Raw genomic sequence first — 17,245 nt, 5'->3', positions numbered from 1 at the left:
TCACCTTGTTTGCTACTGGAGAAAACAACCGTCACCGCCGCCCGGAGTTCGTTGTGCCCCACATGAGATGACCATGAAGGAGGACTCATAACCGATTCATCGTGACCTCATTCACCCCGTCGATAGTTGAGGCATGGCAAAGAAGACAAGGGCTTTGACCCTCCTGGCAGTTGTCCCTACGACCCTCGGTCTGACCGCCGGCCTCGGTGCCGGTTCGGCTGCAGCACAGACCGCCTCCGCTCCCGCCCCGGCTGAGCAGGGCGTCGTCCACTACGACGGCCTCTTCGACGACATCGACATCCCCCACCACCTCCGCGGCCAGATCGACGCCGCTGTCGGCTCGCTCGGCGTCACCATCCCCTGGCACCTCCTCGACGGCATCGACGATGACTGGAATGACGACTGGGACGACGACGACGATTGGGATGACGACTGAGACGACTGAGCCCACGCCTGCCCACACCGTTCTGCCTGTCCAGTGACCGCTGACCCACCAGGCAGTACGCGAATACAGACATCCTCACGCCATAGACGGCCCGCCGGAATCGCCGGTGGGCCGTCGCCATTTCCGCCGAATGGGAGGATGTGGCCATGACGACCCCGGAGCGCAGGAACCGCGATCGAGACGAGGACGGCCGGGCACGCAACGCGCGTCCCCGCGACGAACTCGGCCGACCACTGCCACCCGGCAGCGTGGGCGTGGAACGCATCCCCGAGGATCTCGACCTGCCGCCCGAGACGTCCCTGGCCTGGGCCCAGGATTTGCTGGACCGGGGCCTGGCCTTCAACGCCCACGAGGTGCTCGAAGGCGCATGGAAAAGCTGCCCCTCACACGAGCGACTCCTCTGGCAGGGTCTCGCCCAGTTGGCGGTAGGCATCACGCACGTCCAGCGGGGCAACAACACCGGCGCGCTGGCGCTTCTCGAGCGCGCGGCCGAACGAATCGGAGACAGCGCCGGGCCCCCCACCAGCAGGCGCGAGAGCGCTGGCGAGAACCGCGACACTCCCCCTGCCCCGTATGGCATCGACGCGCCCGGCCTCGTCTCCTACGCGCACCGCCTCTCAGCGGACCTACGGCGCGGCGCCTCTCCGACGCCCGAGCAACTCACGCCTCGCCTGTGCGTCAACCCGCCGAAACTCTGAGCCGAATCGGTCCTCGAGAACTCTTCCGGATCCGCAGGACTGAGCACACGACGCCACTACGCTCGAACCATGAACAGTCGGCATCTCAGCGTCGTCATCCACCGCAGCCCGGACGTGGTCTACGCCCTCGCGTCCGACCCATCCCGACTTCCTGACTGGGCGGCCGGGCTCGCCGAGGGCGCCGCCGAGATCAGCGACGACACACTGGTAATGGACTCCCCCATGGGCCGGGTCAGCGTGCGGTTCGTGCCCAGAAATGACCTCGGCGTCCTTGACCACGAGGTGACCCTCCCGGACGGATCCGTCACCTACAACCCACTGCGCGTGGTGCCGCACCCCGAGGGTGCCGAGGTGGTGTTCACCATCCGTCAGGGTGAAATGGACGACGACGACTTCGACCGCGACTACACGATGGTCGCAGTTGATCTGGACCGACTCAGACTCCTGACCGAAAGCGCATGAGCACACACGCCAGCGGCGAGGAACCCGGGCCGGCAGCCGGGGCGAGAATCCGGATCGCCGGGCCCACCAATGCGGAGCTAGTCACGCGGCTTCTGCACGATTTCAACACCGAGTTCGACTGCCCGGGACCTGATCCCGACCGGGACGTACCTCGGATAGAACGCCTCCTGAACAGGGATGACGTCCTCGTCGTCGTCGCCACGACCGATCCGGGAGGGCACGGCGTCGGCATCGCTTCTCTCACGTTGCGCCCCACCGCGTACTGGGACGGTCCCCTGGCCCACCTCGAGGACCTCTACGTCCGTCCAAACCTCCGGTCGCGCGGCGTCGGAGCGGCACTGTTGGACCGCGCGAGGGCCGAGGTACACGCGCGTGGTGCCCTCGAACTGCACATCATCGTGGACGACGCCGACGTCGACGCCCGCCGCTTCTACGAGCGGAACGGCTTCAGCCATCTCGATCCCGACAGCGGCTCCGGGATGCGGATCTTCCTACGCCAGCTGTAGCGGGCATCGAATGTCACGGACGCCGTGTGTCGCGGGCACTGTGTTGAGTACATGCCGCGTCGAGCACACCGCGCTTCGAGCACACGCCGAGTCGAGCACTCGCCGCGCCTAACACACGCCGTGGCCGGCGAGTGCTCGCCTGTGGTCAGGGCCGGACGGTGAGCGATTGCGAGACTGTGCCCAGCGGGCCGGCCTCGTCGTGGATGACACTCGAGGTCAGACCCAGTCCGCCGGGGCCAAAGGTGACCCGGGTGTCGTACCCCAGCCACTCCCCTCGCGGTGGGCGGACCAGATGGGCTGTGAGGTCGATGTTGGGATAGTGCACCTGCTCGGGGTCGGCGCGGATGGCCATGCCGTTGGCGATGTCGAACAGCGCCGCCATCCGTGCGAGGTCTCCGACCTCCTCCCCCGCGATCAGCGGCACGTCGGTGCGCACCCAGTACCGTGACCGGCCCGGCGCGTCGGCGATGCGGCGGACCTGCGCCGAGGCGAGGTAGCCGCCCCGCCACACGGTGGTGGGATCCCACGGCGCCATCTCGTCTGGACCCGGGATCGGGTCGAACCCGTCCCCCGCGAGCTCTGTCGTGTCACGAGGCTGTTGCAACCACGCCCGCACCCGGATCCCGACTCGATCTCCGTGCGAGTACGTGGCCTCGACGAGTTCGATGGTCCGCCCCGGTCGGATCACCTCCACGGCCACGTCGACCACGTCCATCGGGACCACTCCCAGCAGTTCGTAGGACAGGCGTGAGATGACCATGGGATCGTCACGTCGGGCGGCGAGGTCCGACTCGACGGCGTGGACGAGTAGGCCCAGGGCCGGGCCGATGTGTTGCATCGTCTCGTCCCAGGCGCCACTGACGTGTCGGGTCGGCACGAAGCGGTTCGCGTCGAGACGGTCGAAGTAGGACATCATCGCCCCCAGTTGAGTAAGTCGTGATTAACTCAAAGCGTACAGCAGGGACCTGAGGAGAAGACATGGGAAATGCGAAGTTCGACGAGTTCGCCCGCCCGATCGGCGACCGGTATCTCGAGGACTACACCGAGGGGGCGCGCTACTCCTTCGGCGAGGAGTCGGTCAACGCCGACGAGATCATGGAGTTCGCGCGCCGCTACGATCCGCAGTCCATCCACACGGATCCGGAGGCCGCAGCGGCAGGCCCGTTCGGTGGGCTCATCGCCAGTGGCTGGCAGACCGCGGCACTGATGATGCGACTGTTCGCGGACAACTACCTGACCAGTGTCGCGAGTCTGGCCTCCCCCGGGATCGACGAACTCCGGTGGGTGCGTCCGCTGCGGCCTGACGACCGTCTGACGCTCATCTGCGAGACCACCGGCGTGCGCCCGTCGCGGTCCAAGCCGGACCGCGGCATCCTCACCACCGACGTCACGCTGGTGAACCAGGACGGCGACCCGATCCTCACCGCCACCGCGATGAACATGGTCGCGCGACGAGCCTGATCGGCGGGCCTGACCGGTGAGGTCTCCGCCGCGGATCACGCGCCCCGGGAGGCCGACGACCGTGCCAGGGGAAGTCGACAACCGTGCCACCAGAGTCTCGGGTCGATTCGGTCAGTCAGAGCCGAGGGGTGAGGTGGAAGACCGGGAGTGTCCGGTCGGTACGACCTGCATAGATCTCGTAGTTGGGCCACACCCGGACGGCGGCGGCCCAGGCCGACTCACGCTCAGCGCCCTCGAGCTCACGCACACCGACCGGCAGTCGGGCACCGTACACGCTCATCTCCACCTGCCCCTCGGCTGCTCCCCGGATGTTGTAGACCCACGCGGGCGCCTTCTCGCCGCCCCAGTTGGAGCCGATGATGATCAGTCCGTTGTTCCACGACGCGCACAGGAGTGGAGTGCTGCGCAGGGCACCGCTCTTACGGCCGGGAACATGAAGGGTCAGCGTGGGCAGACCGGCGACCCGCAGCAACGGGAGGCGCCCGCGCGTGACCTTGGACATCCAGGTATCCACGGTCACCACGAGAGACGAGTTCTCGCGGGTCGCGTCCTTCCGTCCGAACCAGATCGCGACCGGGGTGAGAAGGTTACTCATACACAGACTGTATGACGCGGGACGCCTCGTCGCGTCACAGCACCGCGTCGGACGCGCCCGCCAGCACCTGCACCGACTCCACCCAGCCCCGCCGGAGGCCGGCCTCCTGCGCAGCGAGGTGAAATGCCCACATCCGTCGATACACCGCGTCGAACCCGAGAGCGGCGGCGTCTCTTCCCTTGAGCGCGAACGTCTCCGACCACAACCGGACGGTCTCCGCGTGATGCGAGGTGACCTCGACCCGACCGAGCAGTCGGAGTCTGGACGACCGCTCGAGCAACTCGGTGACATCTGACCACGCGGGCGCCGGTCCGGCGTTCGACACATACGTCGCCTCCCAGGCAGCGAGCTCGACGAGTGCACGTGCCGGTTTCCCGGGGCACACCATCGCCTGGAGGGCCAGTCGTCCACCCGGTTCCAGGAGCCGATCCGCCACACTGACGACCTCGTCGATCCCTGCCATGCCGGACTCCACGCCCGGATCAACGGCGACGAGTGCGTCCACCGCACCGCCGGTCTCTGACGGAGCACCCAGGAACAGGGAGATGCTGTCCTCCAGATCGGCTCCGGCGAACCTCGACCCCAGAACCGAGAGCCGCTCGGTGGAACCCGTCATGGTGCGGACGTGCGCCCCCCGCTCGGCCGCCCGCATCGGGACCTCGCCCCACCCGGGAGTCGCGACGAGAACTCTCGACCCGGCGTGGATCCCTGCGAGCGTGAGGAGCATGTCCGCGGACCGGCGCTGAGCGTCGCCCAGATCAGAGCGGCGCGGCCGCGCCGACGGAGCCTCGAGATGGACGACGTCGAGGCCGTCGTCGAGCCGGCTCCGCGTCCGGGCACCGGAGGCGAAGACCGCGCCCGAGGTGGACATCGTCTCGTCCGTGTACAGAGAGGTGAGCGCTCCCGGGACCGAGTCCTCCAGCGACACCGGTGAGGTCCGGTCGCGGCGGCGGCCTCCGTGCGACGAGCGACCCTCCCGGCCACCGCGCCGGTCCCGGCCATAGGCCCGCTCCCCCGGAACCGCACAGTCCGGATGCTCTGCGATCCACGGCGCGAGCACGCCGATAGCGGACACGAGGTCCGACGTCGCCCACTCGCCTGCCATGAAGGACTCGCCCAGACCGAGCACTCCGCCGGTGGCGAGTCGCATCCAGAACGACTCCGGATCGCGGAGCACCACCGTGGTCCCGGCATCGAACTCACCGGCAGCCGACGAGTCCGGGTAGTCGATGCGGATCCCGAGCTCGCGCGCCGCTCGACGCAACGCCTCCGCCACGACGCCGGCCGGACCCGTCCCGGTCGGAGAGGCCAGAGCAGGCCAGCGCTCCAGATCGACCGTTTGCGGCTCGAGTCGGACCACCGGTTCCCTCCTCACTGGGCGTGCCTGAACCAGGACCGTACCGCCGCCGGAGCCGCGCGTCCTGTAGGCGCGTCGGGGGCACCTACTGTGGGAGTCCACCTCCTGTGCGTGCACGTGATACTGCAGGCCACTATCCTTGGGGATCGTGCCCGAAGCGCCGTGCTCGGGCTGACAGATCAGTTGACGCCACAAAGCCGCCGCAGACCGAGCCACTCAGGAGCCGCAATGACCGAGCCCGCAATCGACCAGGTCCCCGTCGCCGCGTCGGCGCCACGTCGGCACCGTGTCGTCATCATCGGCTCCGGATTCGGTGGCCTGTTCGCCGCGCAGCGACTGGCGAAGGCTGACGTCGACGTCACCCTCATCGCCAGGACCGGGCACCACCTGTTCCAGCCGTTGCTCTACCAGGTGGCCACCGGAATCCTCTCGGTCGGCGAGATCGCTCCGCCGACGCGCCTGATCCTCCGGGACCAGAAGAACGCCACCGTGGTCCTGGGAGACGTGAACCAGATCGACGTCGCCGCCAAGAGGATCCACGCGGACGCCGGGCACATCGGGTTCGACATCGAGTACGACTCGCTCATCGTCGCCGCCGGTGCCAACCAGTCGTACTTCGGCAACGATCACTTCGAACGGTGGGCGCCCGGCATGAAGACGGTCGACGACGCGCTCGAGCTGCGCAGCCGAATCCTCGGGTGCTTCGAGCAGGCCGAGGTCATCGACGACGAGGAGGAGCGCAAGCGCCTGCTCACCTTCGTCATCGTCGGCGCCGGTCCCACGGGCGTGGAGATGGCCGGTCAGGTCGCCGAACTCGCACAGCACACCCTCAAGGACAGCTTCCGGCGAATCGACCCGGCGACCGCCCGCGTCATCCTCCTGGACGCCGCACCGGCCGTGCTGCCGCCGTTCGGCAACAAGCTCGGCAACGCCGCACGTGTCCGTCTCGAGCAGATGGGTGTCGAGATCCAGCTCAACGCGATGGTGACGAACGTCGACTACAACGGCATCGAGGTCAAGGATCCCGACGGCTCGGTCCGCCGCATCGCCGCCTCCTGCAAGATCTGGTCCGCCGGCGTCCAGGCCAGCCCGCTGGGCAGGATGCTCACCGACCAGACGGACGCGGAGACCGACCGCGCCGGGCGTGTCCTGGTGAACAAGGACCTCTCGCTGCCGGGCCACCCGGAGATCTTCGTGGTGGGCGACATGATGAGCCTCGACAACCTCCCGGGCGTCGCCCAGGTGGCCATCCAGGGCGGAAAGTACGCCGCCAAGCAGATCATCAACGAGGTCGAGAAGGGCGGTTCCTCGGCCCAGCGTCCACCGTTCAAGTATTTCGACAAGGGTTCCATGGCCACCGTGTCGCGGTACAGCGCAGTGGTGAAAATGGGCAAGATCGAGATCTCGGGCTTCATCGCCTGGGTGATGTGGCTCATCGTCCACCTCGCATACCTGATCGGTTTCAAGAACCGCGTCACCACCATGTTCTCGTGGGGAATGCACATGGGCGGCGAGCACCGCTCGCAGCTCACCTCGACCAAGCAGTGGGTCTACGCCCGACAGGCTCTCGAGCAGGTCGCCGCGGAACGCTCCAAAGTCGATTCGTCGTCCGCCCCTCAGCCCTCCGGGTCCCCGAGCGTGACACCGGCCGAAGCAGGCCGAACGAACTGACTCCTCCCCTCGTCGGGCCCCGACCCGGGGACCGACGAGGGAGACGGACACACGAGAAAACGCCCGGCGGGATTCCCGCCGGGCGTTCGTCGTATCGGAGGCCGCTCGTACCGGAGGTTTCTCGGACTCCCGTGACGGCCGGAGTTCTACTGCAGGTTGGCCAGACGCACCTGTCCGACCGCGGCGAGTCGACCCTGGTCGTCGGCGATCTCGACGCGCCACAATTGCTGCGATCGTCCCCGATGCACCGGGGTGCCGGTGGCGGTGAGGGTCCCCTCTGTAACGGCGCGGAGGAAGTCGGTCGAGTTGTTGACCCCGACGACCTTGCTCTCTCCACCGAGCCACACCGCTCCGGCGATGCTCGCGACCTCCTCTGCGATGGCGCAGTACACACCGCCGTGGACGATGCCGTAGGGCTGATGGAGATGGGGGCCGACCTCGACGGTCACGACGACCTTGTCGGGGCCGACCTCCGTGTACTCCATGCCGACGCCGCCGCCGAAACCGACGCCGGAGTTGTCGCGAACCATCTGGATGAAATCGGTAACCGACTCGGACATCTGACCTCTTTCCACCGGCCCGGCGCATCCGGGCGTCAACTGTGGTCGACGTTACCCCCCGCGGTCACGGCCACCTCACCGGAGTCGTGCGCCGGTCCGGGGTGTCAGCGGACCGAGCGCCACCCACGGTCGCGGACCGGGATCGGGCCGGCACCCGGGGTCCGGGGCAGCCCACTGCGCTTGCGCACCGCCAGACCCGACTGATGAAGCGCCTGCAGGACGAGCTGTCCGCGGCGGTACCCCGTCTCCGGGCTGGTGCCGGCGAACGTCGGGACGATCGTCGCGGCACCCAGGACGCTCTCCCCGGCCATCGACCAGAGCGTGTCCTCGCTACAGTTGCTCACCGCGGACAGTCCCGCGAAGACCGACGAGAGCGTTCCCCGCGATCGGCAGACCAGCCACTGGGCCATGGCCTGCTCGCAGGGGAGCACCACCGTGCCGGGTGAACCGGCGCACGGATCATCCTGCAGGACCCGGAGCGTGGTGTCCCGCACCCCGGCCCAGTCCAGGCCGCCTTCGATGTCGGTGCGCACGGCCATGTTCTCGGCACCGGTGTCCCACACGCGGCCGATCGTCGCGAAGCTGGCGACTGCGCGCCCGAGGACACCGTGAGTGAACGCTTCCGCGACCAGGTAGGTGGCGAAGCGGATGTCGCCGGAATCGGCGAAGTAGTTGCGGAACATCAGCTCGACGCGACCGCCGGTGACGGCCTCCTCGAGCGGCACCCACCGGCGGCGCGACTGCGTACCCAGATCCGCCATCGAATAAAACTTCGGGTACCCGGTCCGGAACCCCCCGAGAGTCTCCGAGGTGTCCTCGAAAACGGTGCGGATACCGACCATCTGCTCAGGCAGAATGGAAGTCATATGTGTCTTTCCCCCTGTGTGATTCCCCACGTGCATGCGGGCTACGTCAACGGGTGACAGCTCTCCACCGCAGTTCGATCCCCCCGAACCGCAGTGGCGCCCGTCACTGAGCCCACTACTAAGTGTTACAACATATCCACCGAGATCTCCAAGAAAATGCTCCGCAGGACGCCAAAGATTGCACTCAGTGCAAGTGCGATCTGTCAGCTGGTCCACAGACGACGTTCAGGTGCACTGCCGGAGATCCGGCGTCATCACCGCAGGTAGTCGGTGCGGGACGGCGTCGACTACTCTTGGGCCCATGAGTACTGAGCGCGAGGACGCGCAGACCGTCGCTGACACCAACGGAACCGCCGACATCGGAGTCACAGGACTCGCCGTGATGGGCTCGAACATCGCCCGGAACTTCGCCCGCCGGGGGTACTCGGTTGCAGTGCACAACAGGTCCGCGGGCAAGACCGATCTCCTGCTCGACGAGCACGGAGCCGAGGGCGACTTCGTCCGCGCGGAGAGCATCGAGGAGTTCGCGGCAGCGCTCAAGTCGCCGCGACGCGCGCTCATCATGGTCCAGGCCGGAGCTCCCACCGACGCGGTGATCGAGGCCCTCGCCGACGCCTTCGACGAGGGCGACATCATCATCGACGGCGGAAACGCCCTCTACACGGACACCATCCGTCGCGAGAAGGCCATGGCCGAGCGTGGTATCCGCTTCATCGGCGCCGGCATCTCCGGTGGCGAGGAAGGCGCCCTCGAGGGTCCGTCGATCATGCCGGGAGGTCCTGCATCAAGCTACGAGGTCGTGGGCCCGATGCTCGAGTCGATTTCAGCCCAGGTGGACGGCACGGCGTGTTGCACCCACATCGGCGAGGACGGCTCGGGCCACTTCGTGAAGATGGTCCACAACGGCATCGAGTACTCCGACATGCAGTTGATCGGCGAGGCCTACCACCTCCTCCGGGGCATCGCCGGCATCGAGCCCGGCCCCATGGCCGACGTCTTCCGCGACTGGAACACGGGCGAGCTGGACTCCTACCTCATCGAGATCACGTCCGAGGTGCTCGCCCAGGTCGACGCCTCCACCGGTTCTCCTCTCGTCGACGTGATCGTCGACCGGGCCGGACAGAAGGGAACCGGCCGGTGGACGGTGAAGTCCGCACTCGATCTCGGCGTTCCCGTCACGGGAATCGCCGAGGCCGTCTTCGCCCGCGCGCTGTCCAGTTCGGTTCCCCAGCGTGAGGCGGGCCGGGCCCTACCCGCCGGACAGGTTTCGACCCCGTCCGACGCCGGAGAGGCGTTCGTCGAGGATGTCCGCAAGGCTCTGTACGCGTCGAAGATCATCGCCTACGCCCAGGGCTTCGACCAGATCACCGCAGCCAGCGTCGAACACGGCTGGGACATCGCGCGCGGCGACCTCGCGACCATCTGGCGGGGCGGGTGCATCATCCGCGCCACGTTCCTCGACCGGATCCGCGAAGCCTACGCAGAGAACCCCGATCTGCCGTCACTGCTGGCCGCACCGTATTTCGCCGACGCGCTCGCCGACTGCGTGGACAGCTGGCGTCGTGTCGTGGCCACCGCCGTCACCGCGGGCATCCCCGCCCCCGGATTCTCGGCAGCGCTCGCCTACTACGACGGCCTGCGCACCGAGCGTCTGCCCGCGGCACTCATCCAGGGTCAGCGCGACTTCTTCGGTGCCCACACCTACCTCCGCACAGACCGTGAGGGTAGCTTCCACACCCTCTGGAGCGGCGACCGGTCCGAGGTGCAGGCCTGAGCAGGAACGAACGCCCCGACCTGGGCCGACTGCTGACCGAGAACGGTGTGTCGGTTCCCGTCCGGCACGCCGTCTCTGGGATCGTCAGCGGCCCGGCGAGCCCCGTCCAAGCGGCCGCGCTGGGGGATGCGATCGCGGGAGAAGACCTTCTCGCCGTCGCGCCCACCGGGTCCGGCAAGACGCTGGTCTTCGCCGTGGGTGTCGTCACCCGCATCGCCGGGGCACCGAGCATCCCGGGCAGGCCGCGCGCCCTCGTGGTCTCCCCCACGCGTGAGCTCGCTATCCAGAGTGACGAGGTGCTCGCCATCGTCGGCGCCGCCGAGGGACTGCGCACCGCCTGCTTTGTCGGCGGCGGTTCCATCGCCAAGGACAAGCGCGCACTCATCCCTCCCGTCGACATCGCGGTGGGGACTCCAGGCCGGCTCGTCGACCTCGTCACGAGCCGCGCCCTGCGCACGGACGACATCGCTGTCATCGTGCTCGACGAGGTGGACCAACTCGTGGACGCCTCATTCCGCAAACAGACCGAGATCCTGCTGGACCTGTGCGCGGACGCCACCCTGATGTCCGTCACAGCGACCGCTGGCGCCGAAGTCGAGGACGAACTCCGTCGTCGTCGCCCGAGTCTTAGGGTCCACCGCGTCACCACCACACCCGACGGCGACCCACCACCAGCCCACTCCGCGCAGGCCACGGACCCGGCGGTCACCGGTAGTCCACGTCACCTCCTCATCCTCACCACCACCGACCCGAGCAGCTGCGCCACGGCACTGTCCGCGCGATGCCGACGCGCGCTGTTCTTCGTGCCCCGGCGAGACTCGGTCGAACCACTCCGGGCGGCGATCGCGGACACCGGGGTGACCGTCACGGGGATCTCGGGATCGGCCTCGCCGACCAGGCGCGCCGGCGCCTTCGGCGCGCTCGCCTCCGGCACCGTGCGGGTCCTGGTGACCACCGATCTCGCCGGTCGTGGACTGGATCTCGACGACATCGGGCACATCGTCCACGTCGGAGCACCGCACTCGGTCCACGACCTCGTACACCGTTCCGGCCGAACCGGACGCGGCACCGGATCCGCGGGGATCGTCGCCGCGGTCGTCGAACCCCATGACCTGGACCGGGTCATCGACCAGGCCGGCGCCGCCGGCATGACCGTCGAGACGATCGACGCCGACGCCCCGTCCTCCGCCGCAACACTCGGCGCAGTGTTCGGCGATCCGATCGACCTCCCCCGCCAGCGGCGGGCGCCCGCCCCGCGCTCCTCCACCCGCCGGCCGGCCAATTCGCGCGTCCATCGGCCGAAGCGGAAGAAGCGCACGTGACCCCGCAGACGGTGACCACCCGCACCGACCCCCGCTCCCCCGTGGTGCTGCCGGAAGACCTATGGCGTGACCGGGAGCAGCACCACCACGCCGCCGTGGATGAGCTGACGTCGGACCACCTACGACGGCGTCAGAACGGCACGCCGCACCCGGTCATCGACTTCCTGTTCACCTATTACCGGACGAGTGTCGGCACTGTCCGGAGATGGCACCCGGGCCCGGGCGTCCTTCTCGAGAACGCCCACCTCACCGAACGGCGTCAGTGGCGGCACTACCGTCAAGCAACCCTCTACGGGCGTACCGGTCTGATCGTCGATCCGGATTCGGTGATCGCCCGGGGCGGCGCGCGCCTTCAACGAACCCGCGAGGTCGTCGAGGCCACCACGTCACGGCCGGGAGCGACAGGGTGCTTCGGACTCCATGAATGGGCGATGCTCTACCGCACGACACGCGACGAGGTGCGTCACGGACAGGTCCCGCTCCGGCTCACCCACGAGCAGATCGACGAGGTGGTCCGGAGCTCACGACTGCGCTGCACCCATTTCGACGCCTTCCGCTTCTTCACCCCACCCGCGGAGCCCCGGAACGAGAACCGGCTCTCGCGCGACGTGCAGGCCAAGTTCGAGCAGCCGGCGTGCCTCCACGCGGGAATGGACATCTACGCCCACACCGCCGCGATGGAAGCCGGGGCACCCGGTGAGCTGCTCCTCGACGCCCTCCGTGCCGCCTTCAGCGCCCGCGAGATCGACATGCGCTCCTCCCCCTACGACCTCTCGCAGTGGGGACTCGCGCCGATCCCCGTGGAGACCCCGGAAGGGCGAGCCGAGTTCGTCGCGTTTCAACGTCGCTGGGTCACGAGGACGCAGGCGCTCCGCGCACGTTATCTCGAGGCCATGGACCGATTGGACTCACTGGCCACGTCGGACGCGGATTCTGGTCGACGACCGCTCGCTCCGGCTCACACCGGCTGAGCGCCGAAGACGGCCTGTGCCACCTCGATGATGACGCGGCCGAGCTGGGCGTAGGACTCGTCCGAGCCCGTCGCGGTCCGCAGAAAGAGGCCCATGGTTCGTCCCGGCGAGGGATCGGCGAACCATGCCACCCCGATTCCCGGCCCACGGGTCTCCGGCCCCACAGCAGACTCCGGCACGATCGTCACGCCGAGACCACCCGCCACACACTGCACCGCGGTGGCGAGCGAGGCCGCGCGTGATTCCTCCCGGCCCAGGACCGGAGCCGACACCTGGCGGCACAACTGGACCGTCTGCTCGCGCAGACAGTGGCCCTCGTCCAGCAGCAACAAGGGCTGGTCGACGAGCGCGTCCGGCGACAGTCCGCTCCGGCCCGCCAGTTCGTGGTCCGACGGGACCAACAGGGCGAACCGCTCGCTGTACAGCGGTGTGGCCGCGATGCCGGTGGCGTCGGTCGGCAACGCCATGATGGCGACGTCGATCACGCCGCTGCGGAGCCCCTCGACCAGTCTCGCGGTCTGGTCCTCCACGATCCTCGGACGGAGGTCAGGGAACTCTTCCGCCAGCGCCGGCAGGAGGCCCGGCAGGAGGTAGGGCGCGGCCGTCGGGATCACTCCGATACGGAGCTGGCCGAACAGGGGTCCCCCACTGCCTGCCGCGGCGTCAGCGACTGCATCCATCGCCACAACCGCCGCCCGCGCATACGGCAGGATCTGCTGCCCGGCCGGGGTGATGAGGACCGATCTGGTGCTGCGTTCGACGAGATGGAGGCCGAGCCCCTCTTCAAGGGTCGCGAGAGCCTGGGACAGTGAGGGCTGACTCATTCTCAGATCCTCGGCCGCACTCCGGAAGTGCAACCGTTCCGCGACGGCCAGAAACACTCTGAGCTGCATCACGCTGGGAACGAATCGTTGATCGGGCATACCTAATACTGTAGGCGGATCAATAGTCATACGTCGACGATTGATTGACAAGAACTATTAGTGACCTTGATCTCAGTAGGCTTTACCTGTTGAACAGCCTCGGGCATAGTGACTTGAGAACGCAGAACAGCGTCCCACGCACTAGGAGGATCAGATGTCACTTCTCACTATCGGCGACCAGTTCCCGGACTTCGAGCTCACCGCTCTGAAGGGTGGCGACCTCCGCGAGGTGAACGCGCAGCAGCCCGAGGATTACTTCGAGACCATCACCAACCAGTCCTACGCCGGTAAGTGGCGCGTGATCTTCTTCTACCCGAAGGACTTCACGTTCGTGTGCCCCACCGAGATCGCCGCGTTCGGCAAGCTCGACGAGGACTTCCAGGACCGTGACACGCAGGTTCTGGGCGGCTCGATCGACAACGAGTTCGCGCACTTCAACTGGCGCGCCACCAACGACGAGCTCAAGGGCGTGCCGTTCCCGCTCCTGTCGGATATCAAGCACGAGCTGATCCAGGCGCTCGGCGTCGAGAACGCCGGCGGTGTCGCTGACCGCGCCACCTTCATCGTCGACCCGGACAACGTCATCCAGTTCGTCTCCGTCACCCCGGACGCCGTCGGCCGTAACGTCGACGAGGTTCTCCGCGTGCTGGACGCCCTCCAGTCCTCCGAGGTCTGCGCCTGCAACTGGCAGAAGAACGACCCCACCAAGAACATCGACAAGATGGAGATGCTGCAGGAGGGCATCAAGTGAGCATCGAGAACCTCAAGTCCGGACTTCCGGAGTTCGCCAAGGATCTCAAGCTGAACCTCAGCTCGCTCGCCCGGTCCACGGAGCTGAACGAGCAGCAGCTCTGGGGAACCTTCCTCGCGACCGCGGCCGCAACCCGCTCGGCCACCGTGCTGTCGGAGATCGCCGACGAGGCGCGTGAGCACCTCTCCGACGAGGCGTTCAACGCCGCACTCGGGGCCGCCTCGATCATGGGCATGAACAACGTGGCGTACCGCGCCAAGGAGTTCCTCGGCTCGGACTACACGCAGGTCCGCATGGGTCTGCGGATGAACATCATCGCCAACCCGGGCGTCGAGAAGTCCGACTTCGAGCTGTGGTCAATGGCCGTGTCCACGATCAACGGTTGTGAGAACTGCACCGCTGCTCATGATGACGTCATCCGCAAGGAAGGACTCACCAAGGAGCAGGCCTGGGAGGCCGTGAAGATCGCCGCCACCATCGCCGGTGTCGCACAGGCCGTCGAGATCGACGCGAATATCTGATCTCGCCCCGCTTTCACGCGGAGGATCCCCGCTGACCACCAGGTCAGCGGGGATTCGCTGCATTTGGTGGCTCCAATAGCACGGACGCGCCGTGGTGGCCTCCCCTTCTGCGACGACGGGCACTAGATTCGAGAGCAGATGTTGTCGAAGATCTCTTCAGCATCACAGACGATACGGAGACGATATGACAACCGGAGGCACGCCGACCGGCGGCGGGTCACACAACGACCCGTACGGTTCGGATTCGCAGGGCTGGAACCAGCAGGGACAGGAGCCCTACCAGAGCCAGGGACAGGGGTATGTGCCATACCCAGGACAGGGCTACGAGCCTTACCCCGGCCAGGGCCAGGACCAGGGCTACGGTCAGCAGTATGGCCAGGGTTTCGGCCAGCCCGGATACTCGGACCCGCAGTACGGCGCCGCCGGCTACGAAGGCGGGTACCAGCAGCCCGGGTTCGGCGGTGGAACCATGATGACCGGGAAGCCGTCGGCCACGGAGGCCATCGGCGCGGCTTGGCAGTTGTTCAAGAACAATCCGGTCCCGTGGCTTCTCATCACGCTCATCTCGTTCGTCGCCAACGGGCTCACCAGTGTGTTCTCGAACTCGGAGTCGGTCGGCGTCGCCGCTCTCGGCTCGCTGCTCTCGATCGCTGTCGCGCTCCTCATCCAGGCGTTCTCCATCCGAGGTGCGCTGCTGGAAGTCGACGGCCACAAGCCGGATATCGGTAGCTTCTTCAAGCTGACCAACTTCGGAGCGTTCGTCATTGCGGCCATCCTCGTCGGCATCGCCACGACGATCGGTCTGGTCCTCCTGGTCATCCCCGGCATCGTGATCATGTTCTTCCTCTACTGGACGTTCCAGTTCGTGATCGACCGCAACATGAGTCCGACCGATGCGATCCAGTCCAGCTTCAACGCGATCAAGTCCGACGGCGGAAACCTCTTCGTGCTGGCGATCCTCAACACGCTGATCCTCATCGTCGGCGCCCTCGCCCTGATCGTCGGCCTCTTCGTCGCGATCCCGATCACCATGCTCGCCTCGACGGTGGCCTACCGCGCCATCACCGGTCCGAGCGAGTTCTCCAGGACCGCGACCGGAGCGTTCTGACCTCTTTAGCCTCGTCGAACTATGACGCGGCAACGCGAAACCCCGGTGGCCTGTCGGCCACCGGGGTTTCTCATCGGCATCGCCTCTTCACGGCCGTGGCAATGCCCGGTCAGTCAGTTGACGGCCGCTCAGACGACTGCGCCTCGGTGTGGACCACGTCGCCTGTCGTCTCGTCAGCGACAGGACCGGCATCAGTGCCACCGTGATCTTCATGGGTCATAGCACGTCGGACCGCCCACACGGTCACGACGAAGGCTGCCAGCGCCAGCGGCCATCCCATCCCGATCCGGGCCGCCCCGAGCCAGGTGACCTCGTCGTTGAGGTAGAGCACGTATTGCAGCACAGCGCGAATAGCGAACAGCCCCGCCCACACCGAAGTCGCTACCGCGTACCAGCGTCGTGCTGCCGGGTTTCGCCGCCACGACATTCCCTTACCGTCGAGGAAGCCCCAGATCACCCCCACGAGGGGCCACCGGACCACCGCGGACACGGCGAATGCCGCCGCGTACGCGGCCTGGGTGAGGATCCCGTAGAGGAAGTATCCCTTGGCACTGCCGGTCCGCCAGGCGATGAACACGCAGATCGCGACGCCGACGAATCCGGAGATCGCCGGTTGCGGGTTCTCCCGGCGAACTAGCGAGTACACCAGCATCGCCACCGCGACCCCCAGTGCCGACCAGATCGCGACCTGCAGTCCCCAGATCTGGTTGACGGGGACGAAGGCCAGGATCGGGATCGACGAGAACACCAGTCCCCGGATTCCGCCCATCTGGTCGATCAATGACGCATCGGGATCGCCGAAGGCCGATCGACGACCGGCCTCCGTTCCCGACTTCTGCTCGGGTTCGGTCATCGCTTGCCCTCCACGGTGCGGCGCGGCTGACCGGCGAGCAGCTCATAGCGCGGGTTGAACATGACATGGCGACCGCCACGGGTTCCGACACGACCGGTGACGCGGATGTATCTCCCGGTGTCGATCCCGGGAATTACTCGGCGTCCCAACCAGCACACGTCGATTGATCCGGTGCCGTCGAAAACCTCTGCTGTCACGCCGAGATGGTCCTCGGCCCCTCCGGAGAGAACAGTGCGGACACGCCCGGTGAGCGTGACGCGGTCTCCGCGCACGACATCCCTGACCTGGGCGCATCCGGTGCTGGAGACGCAGCCCGCGAGTTCCGCGGCGTCCAACACCTCGACGGGATCGGTGAGGTGTGCGGAGAGTTTCCGGATCACCCGGTTCAACGAAGGCATCAG

20 protein-coding genes are annotated in these 17,245 nt (G+C 67.2%); 12 read left to right on the top strand and 8 right to left on the bottom strand.

The window, feature by feature from the left end:
• Nucleotides 1-133: 133 nt before the first annotated feature.
• The 4 genes from OPF83_RS12105 (at nt 134) to OPF83_RS12090 (ending at nt 2,111) form a co-directional block, all read left to right on the top strand.
• A complete protein-coding gene (locus OPF83_RS12105) occupies nt 134-436 on the top strand; it encodes a hypothetical protein (RefSeq protein ID WP_264887707.1) in 303 nt (100 codons plus the stop codon).
• Nucleotides 437-591: 155 nt separating this feature from the next.
• The gene (locus tag OPF83_RS12100) at nt 592-1,143 is read left to right on the top strand and encodes a DUF309 domain-containing protein (protein ID WP_264887706.1); all 552 of its coding nucleotides are present in this window, start codon (nt 592-594) and stop codon (nt 1,141-1,143) included.
• 69 nt (nt 1,144-1,212) lie between these two features.
• Nucleotides 1,213-1,605 carry an SRPBCC family protein gene (locus tag OPF83_RS12095; protein ID WP_264887705.1) on the top strand — a complete coding sequence of 131 codons (393 nt, stop codon included), beginning with the start codon at nt 1,213-1,215 and terminating at the stop codon, nt 1,603-1,605.
• Nucleotides 1,602-2,111 (top strand): GNAT family N-acetyltransferase, encoded by a 510-nt coding sequence (locus OPF83_RS12090; RefSeq protein WP_264887704.1) that lies wholly within the window; start codon nt 1,602-1,604, stop codon nt 2,109-2,111. The genes OPF83_RS12095 and OPF83_RS12090 overlap by 4 nt, the downstream gene beginning before the upstream one ends.
• Nucleotides 2,112-2,256: 145 nt before the next feature.
• Here OPF83_RS12090 and OPF83_RS12085 read toward each other — a convergent pair whose 3' ends face one another.
• A complete protein-coding gene (locus OPF83_RS12085; protein WP_264887717.1) occupies nt 2,257-3,024 on the bottom strand; it encodes a thioesterase family protein in 768 nt (255 codons plus the stop codon).
• 65 nt (nt 3,025-3,089) lie between these two features.
• Here OPF83_RS12085 and OPF83_RS12080 point away from each other — a divergent pair, with 65 nt between their 5' ends.
• Complete coding sequence (locus OPF83_RS12080) at nt 3,090-3,572, top strand: MaoC family dehydratase (protein ID WP_264887703.1); 483 nt, start codon at nt 3,090-3,092, stop codon at nt 3,570-3,572.
• Nucleotides 3,573-3,687: 115 nt separating this feature from the next.
• Here the strand turns inward: OPF83_RS12080 and OPF83_RS12075 are convergent, their stop codons facing one another.
• Nucleotides 3,688-4,167: a nitroreductase family deazaflavin-dependent oxidoreductase gene (locus OPF83_RS12075; RefSeq protein ID WP_264887702.1), complete on the bottom strand. Its 480-nt coding sequence runs from the start codon at nt 4,165-4,167 to the stop codon at nt 3,688-3,690.
• A gap of 34 nt (nt 4,168-4,201) precedes the next feature.
• Nucleotides 4,202-5,527, bottom strand: a complete 1,326-nt coding sequence (locus OPF83_RS12070) for a class I SAM-dependent methyltransferase (protein WP_264887701.1) — start codon at nt 5,525-5,527, stop codon at nt 4,202-4,204.
• Nucleotides 5,528-5,752: 225 nt separating this feature from the next.
• Here OPF83_RS12070 and OPF83_RS12065 point away from each other — a divergent pair, with 225 nt between their 5' ends.
• A complete protein-coding gene (locus tag OPF83_RS12065; RefSeq protein ID WP_264887700.1) occupies nt 5,753-7,195 on the top strand; it encodes an NAD(P)/FAD-dependent oxidoreductase in 1,443 nt (480 codons plus the stop codon).
• 146 nt (nt 7,196-7,341) lie between these two features.
• Here OPF83_RS12065 and OPF83_RS12060 read toward each other — a convergent pair whose 3' ends face one another.
• Both OPF83_RS12060 and OPF83_RS12055 read right to left on the bottom strand, forming a co-directional pair.
• Complete coding sequence (locus tag OPF83_RS12060; RefSeq protein ID WP_375546261.1) at nt 7,342-7,755, bottom strand: PaaI family thioesterase; 414 nt, start codon at nt 7,753-7,755, stop codon at nt 7,342-7,344.
• Nucleotides 7,756-7,859: 104 nt separating this feature from the next.
• Complete coding sequence (locus tag OPF83_RS12055; protein WP_264887699.1) at nt 7,860-8,621, bottom strand: hypothetical protein; 762 nt, start codon at nt 8,619-8,621, stop codon at nt 7,860-7,862.
• A gap of 301 nt (nt 8,622-8,922) precedes the next feature.
• On the opposite strand from OPF83_RS12055, the gene gndA reads away from it, so the two are divergent.
• Genes gndA through OPF83_RS12040 form a run of 3 tightly spaced genes read left to right on the top strand, consistent with a single transcriptional unit; the run spans nt 8,923 to nt 12,688 of the window.
• Nucleotides 8,923-10,395: an NADP-dependent phosphogluconate dehydrogenase gene (gndA, locus tag OPF83_RS12050; RefSeq protein WP_264887698.1), complete on the top strand. Its 1,473-nt coding sequence runs from the start codon at nt 8,923-8,925 to the stop codon at nt 10,393-10,395.
• 47 nt (nt 10,396-10,442) lie between these two features.
• The gene (locus OPF83_RS12045) at nt 10,443-11,717 is read left to right on the top strand and encodes a DEAD/DEAH box helicase (protein ID WP_264887697.1); all 1,275 of its coding nucleotides are present in this window, start codon (nt 10,443-10,445) and stop codon (nt 11,715-11,717) included.
• Entirely contained in the window at nt 11,714-12,688 is a 975-nt protein-coding gene (locus OPF83_RS12040; protein ID WP_264887696.1) for a hypothetical protein, read from the top strand. Before OPF83_RS12045 ends, OPF83_RS12040 begins: the two co-directional genes overlap by 4 nt.
• Here OPF83_RS12040 and OPF83_RS12035 read toward each other — a convergent pair.
• Nucleotides 12,676-13,611: a hydrogen peroxide-inducible genes activator gene (locus tag OPF83_RS12035; protein WP_264887695.1), complete on the bottom strand. Its 936-nt coding sequence runs from the start codon at nt 13,609-13,611 to the stop codon at nt 12,676-12,678. The two genes, OPF83_RS12040 and OPF83_RS12035, sit on opposite strands and share 13 nt — an antisense overlap.
• 154 nt (nt 13,612-13,765) lie before the next feature.
• Here OPF83_RS12035 and OPF83_RS12030 point away from each other — a divergent pair, with 154 nt between their 5' ends.
• The 3 genes from OPF83_RS12030 (at nt 13,766) to OPF83_RS12020 (ending at nt 15,991) form a co-directional block, all read left to right on the top strand.
• On the top strand, nt 13,766-14,362 hold the full coding sequence (locus tag OPF83_RS12030) for a peroxiredoxin (protein WP_264887694.1): 597 nt from the start codon (nt 13,766-13,768) through the stop codon (nt 14,360-14,362).
• A complete protein-coding gene (locus OPF83_RS12025) occupies nt 14,359-14,883 on the top strand; it encodes a carboxymuconolactone decarboxylase family protein (RefSeq protein WP_264887693.1) in 525 nt (174 codons plus the stop codon). Before OPF83_RS12030 ends, OPF83_RS12025 begins: the two co-directional genes overlap by 4 nt.
• Nucleotides 14,884-15,067: 184 nt before the next feature.
• On the top strand, nt 15,068-15,991 hold the full coding sequence (locus OPF83_RS12020; RefSeq protein WP_264887692.1) for a hypothetical protein: 924 nt from the start codon (nt 15,068-15,070) through the stop codon (nt 15,989-15,991).
• A gap of 109 nt (nt 15,992-16,100) precedes the next feature.
• On the opposite strand, the gene OPF83_RS12015 is transcribed toward OPF83_RS12020, so the two are convergent.
• Both OPF83_RS12015 and OPF83_RS12010 read right to left on the bottom strand, forming a co-directional pair.
• The gene (locus OPF83_RS12015) at nt 16,101-16,844 is read right to left on the bottom strand and encodes a DUF3159 domain-containing protein (protein WP_264887691.1); all 744 of its coding nucleotides are present in this window, start codon (nt 16,842-16,844) and stop codon (nt 16,101-16,103) included.
• Complete coding sequence (locus OPF83_RS12010; protein WP_264887690.1) at nt 16,841-17,242, bottom strand: hypothetical protein; 402 nt, start codon at nt 17,240-17,242, stop codon at nt 16,841-16,843. Before OPF83_RS12010 ends, OPF83_RS12015 begins: the two co-directional genes overlap by 4 nt.
• Between the last annotated feature and the right edge of the window lie 3 nt (nt 17,243-17,245).

This window comes from Dietzia sp. NCCP-2495, from assembly GCF_026011735.1.
Classification (GTDB): Bacteria; Actinomycetota; Actinomycetes; order Mycobacteriales; family Mycobacteriaceae; genus Dietzia.
The sequence above is the reverse complement of the archived record's forward strand: the minus strand, read 5'-3'. Positions and strand labels throughout refer to the sequence as shown.

Excerpts from the sequence above, each read along its gene's own strand:
- OPF83_RS12010 (WP_264887690.1), bottom strand. The coding sequence starts at position 17,242 with ATGCCTTCGTTGAACCGGGTGATCCGGAAACTCTCCGCACACCTCACC.
- OPF83_RS12015 (WP_264887691.1), bottom strand. The coding sequence starts at position 16,844 with ATGACCGAACCCGAGCAGAAGTCGGGAACGGAGGCCGGTCGTCGATCG.
- OPF83_RS12055 (WP_264887699.1), bottom strand. The coding sequence starts at position 8,621 with ATGACTTCCATTCTGCCTGAGCAGATGGTCGGTATCCGCACCGTTTTC.
- OPF83_RS12060 (WP_375546261.1), bottom strand. The coding sequence starts at position 7,755 with ATGTCCGAGTCGGTTACCGATTTCATCCAGATGGTTCGCGACAACTCC.
- OPF83_RS12020 (WP_264887692.1), top strand. The coding sequence starts at position 15,068 with ATGACAACCGGAGGCACGCCGACCGGCGGCGGGTCACACAACGACCCG.
- OPF83_RS12065 (WP_264887700.1), top strand. The coding sequence starts at position 5,753 with ATGACCGAGCCCGCAATCGACCAGGTCCCCGTCGCCGCGTCGGCGCCA.
- OPF83_RS12085 (WP_264887717.1), bottom strand. The coding sequence starts at position 3,024 with ATGTCCTACTTCGACCGTCTCGACGCGAACCGCTTCGTGCCGACCCGA.
- OPF83_RS12100 (WP_264887706.1), top strand. The coding sequence starts at position 592 with ATGACGACCCCGGAGCGCAGGAACCGCGATCGAGACGAGGACGGCCGG.
- OPF83_RS12035 (WP_264887695.1), bottom strand. The coding sequence starts at position 13,611 with ATGCCCGATCAACGATTCGTTCCCAGCGTGATGCAGCTCAGAGTGTTT.
- gndA (WP_264887698.1), top strand. The coding sequence starts at position 8,923 with ATGAGTACTGAGCGCGAGGACGCGCAGACCGTCGCTGACACCAACGGA.
- OPF83_RS12080 (WP_264887703.1), top strand. The coding sequence starts at position 3,090 with ATGGGAAATGCGAAGTTCGACGAGTTCGCCCGCCCGATCGGCGACCGG.
- OPF83_RS12075 (WP_264887702.1), bottom strand. The coding sequence starts at position 4,167 with ATGAGTAACCTTCTCACCCCGGTCGCGATCTGGTTCGGACGGAAGGAC.
- OPF83_RS12090 (WP_264887704.1), top strand. The coding sequence starts at position 1,602 with ATGAGCACACACGCCAGCGGCGAGGAACCCGGGCCGGCAGCCGGGGCG.
- OPF83_RS12030 (WP_264887694.1), top strand. The coding sequence starts at position 13,766 with ATGTCACTTCTCACTATCGGCGACCAGTTCCCGGACTTCGAGCTCACC.
- OPF83_RS12095 (WP_264887705.1), top strand. The coding sequence starts at position 1,213 with ATGAACAGTCGGCATCTCAGCGTCGTCATCCACCGCAGCCCGGACGTG.
- OPF83_RS12105 (WP_264887707.1), top strand. The coding sequence starts at position 134 with ATGGCAAAGAAGACAAGGGCTTTGACCCTCCTGGCAGTTGTCCCTACG.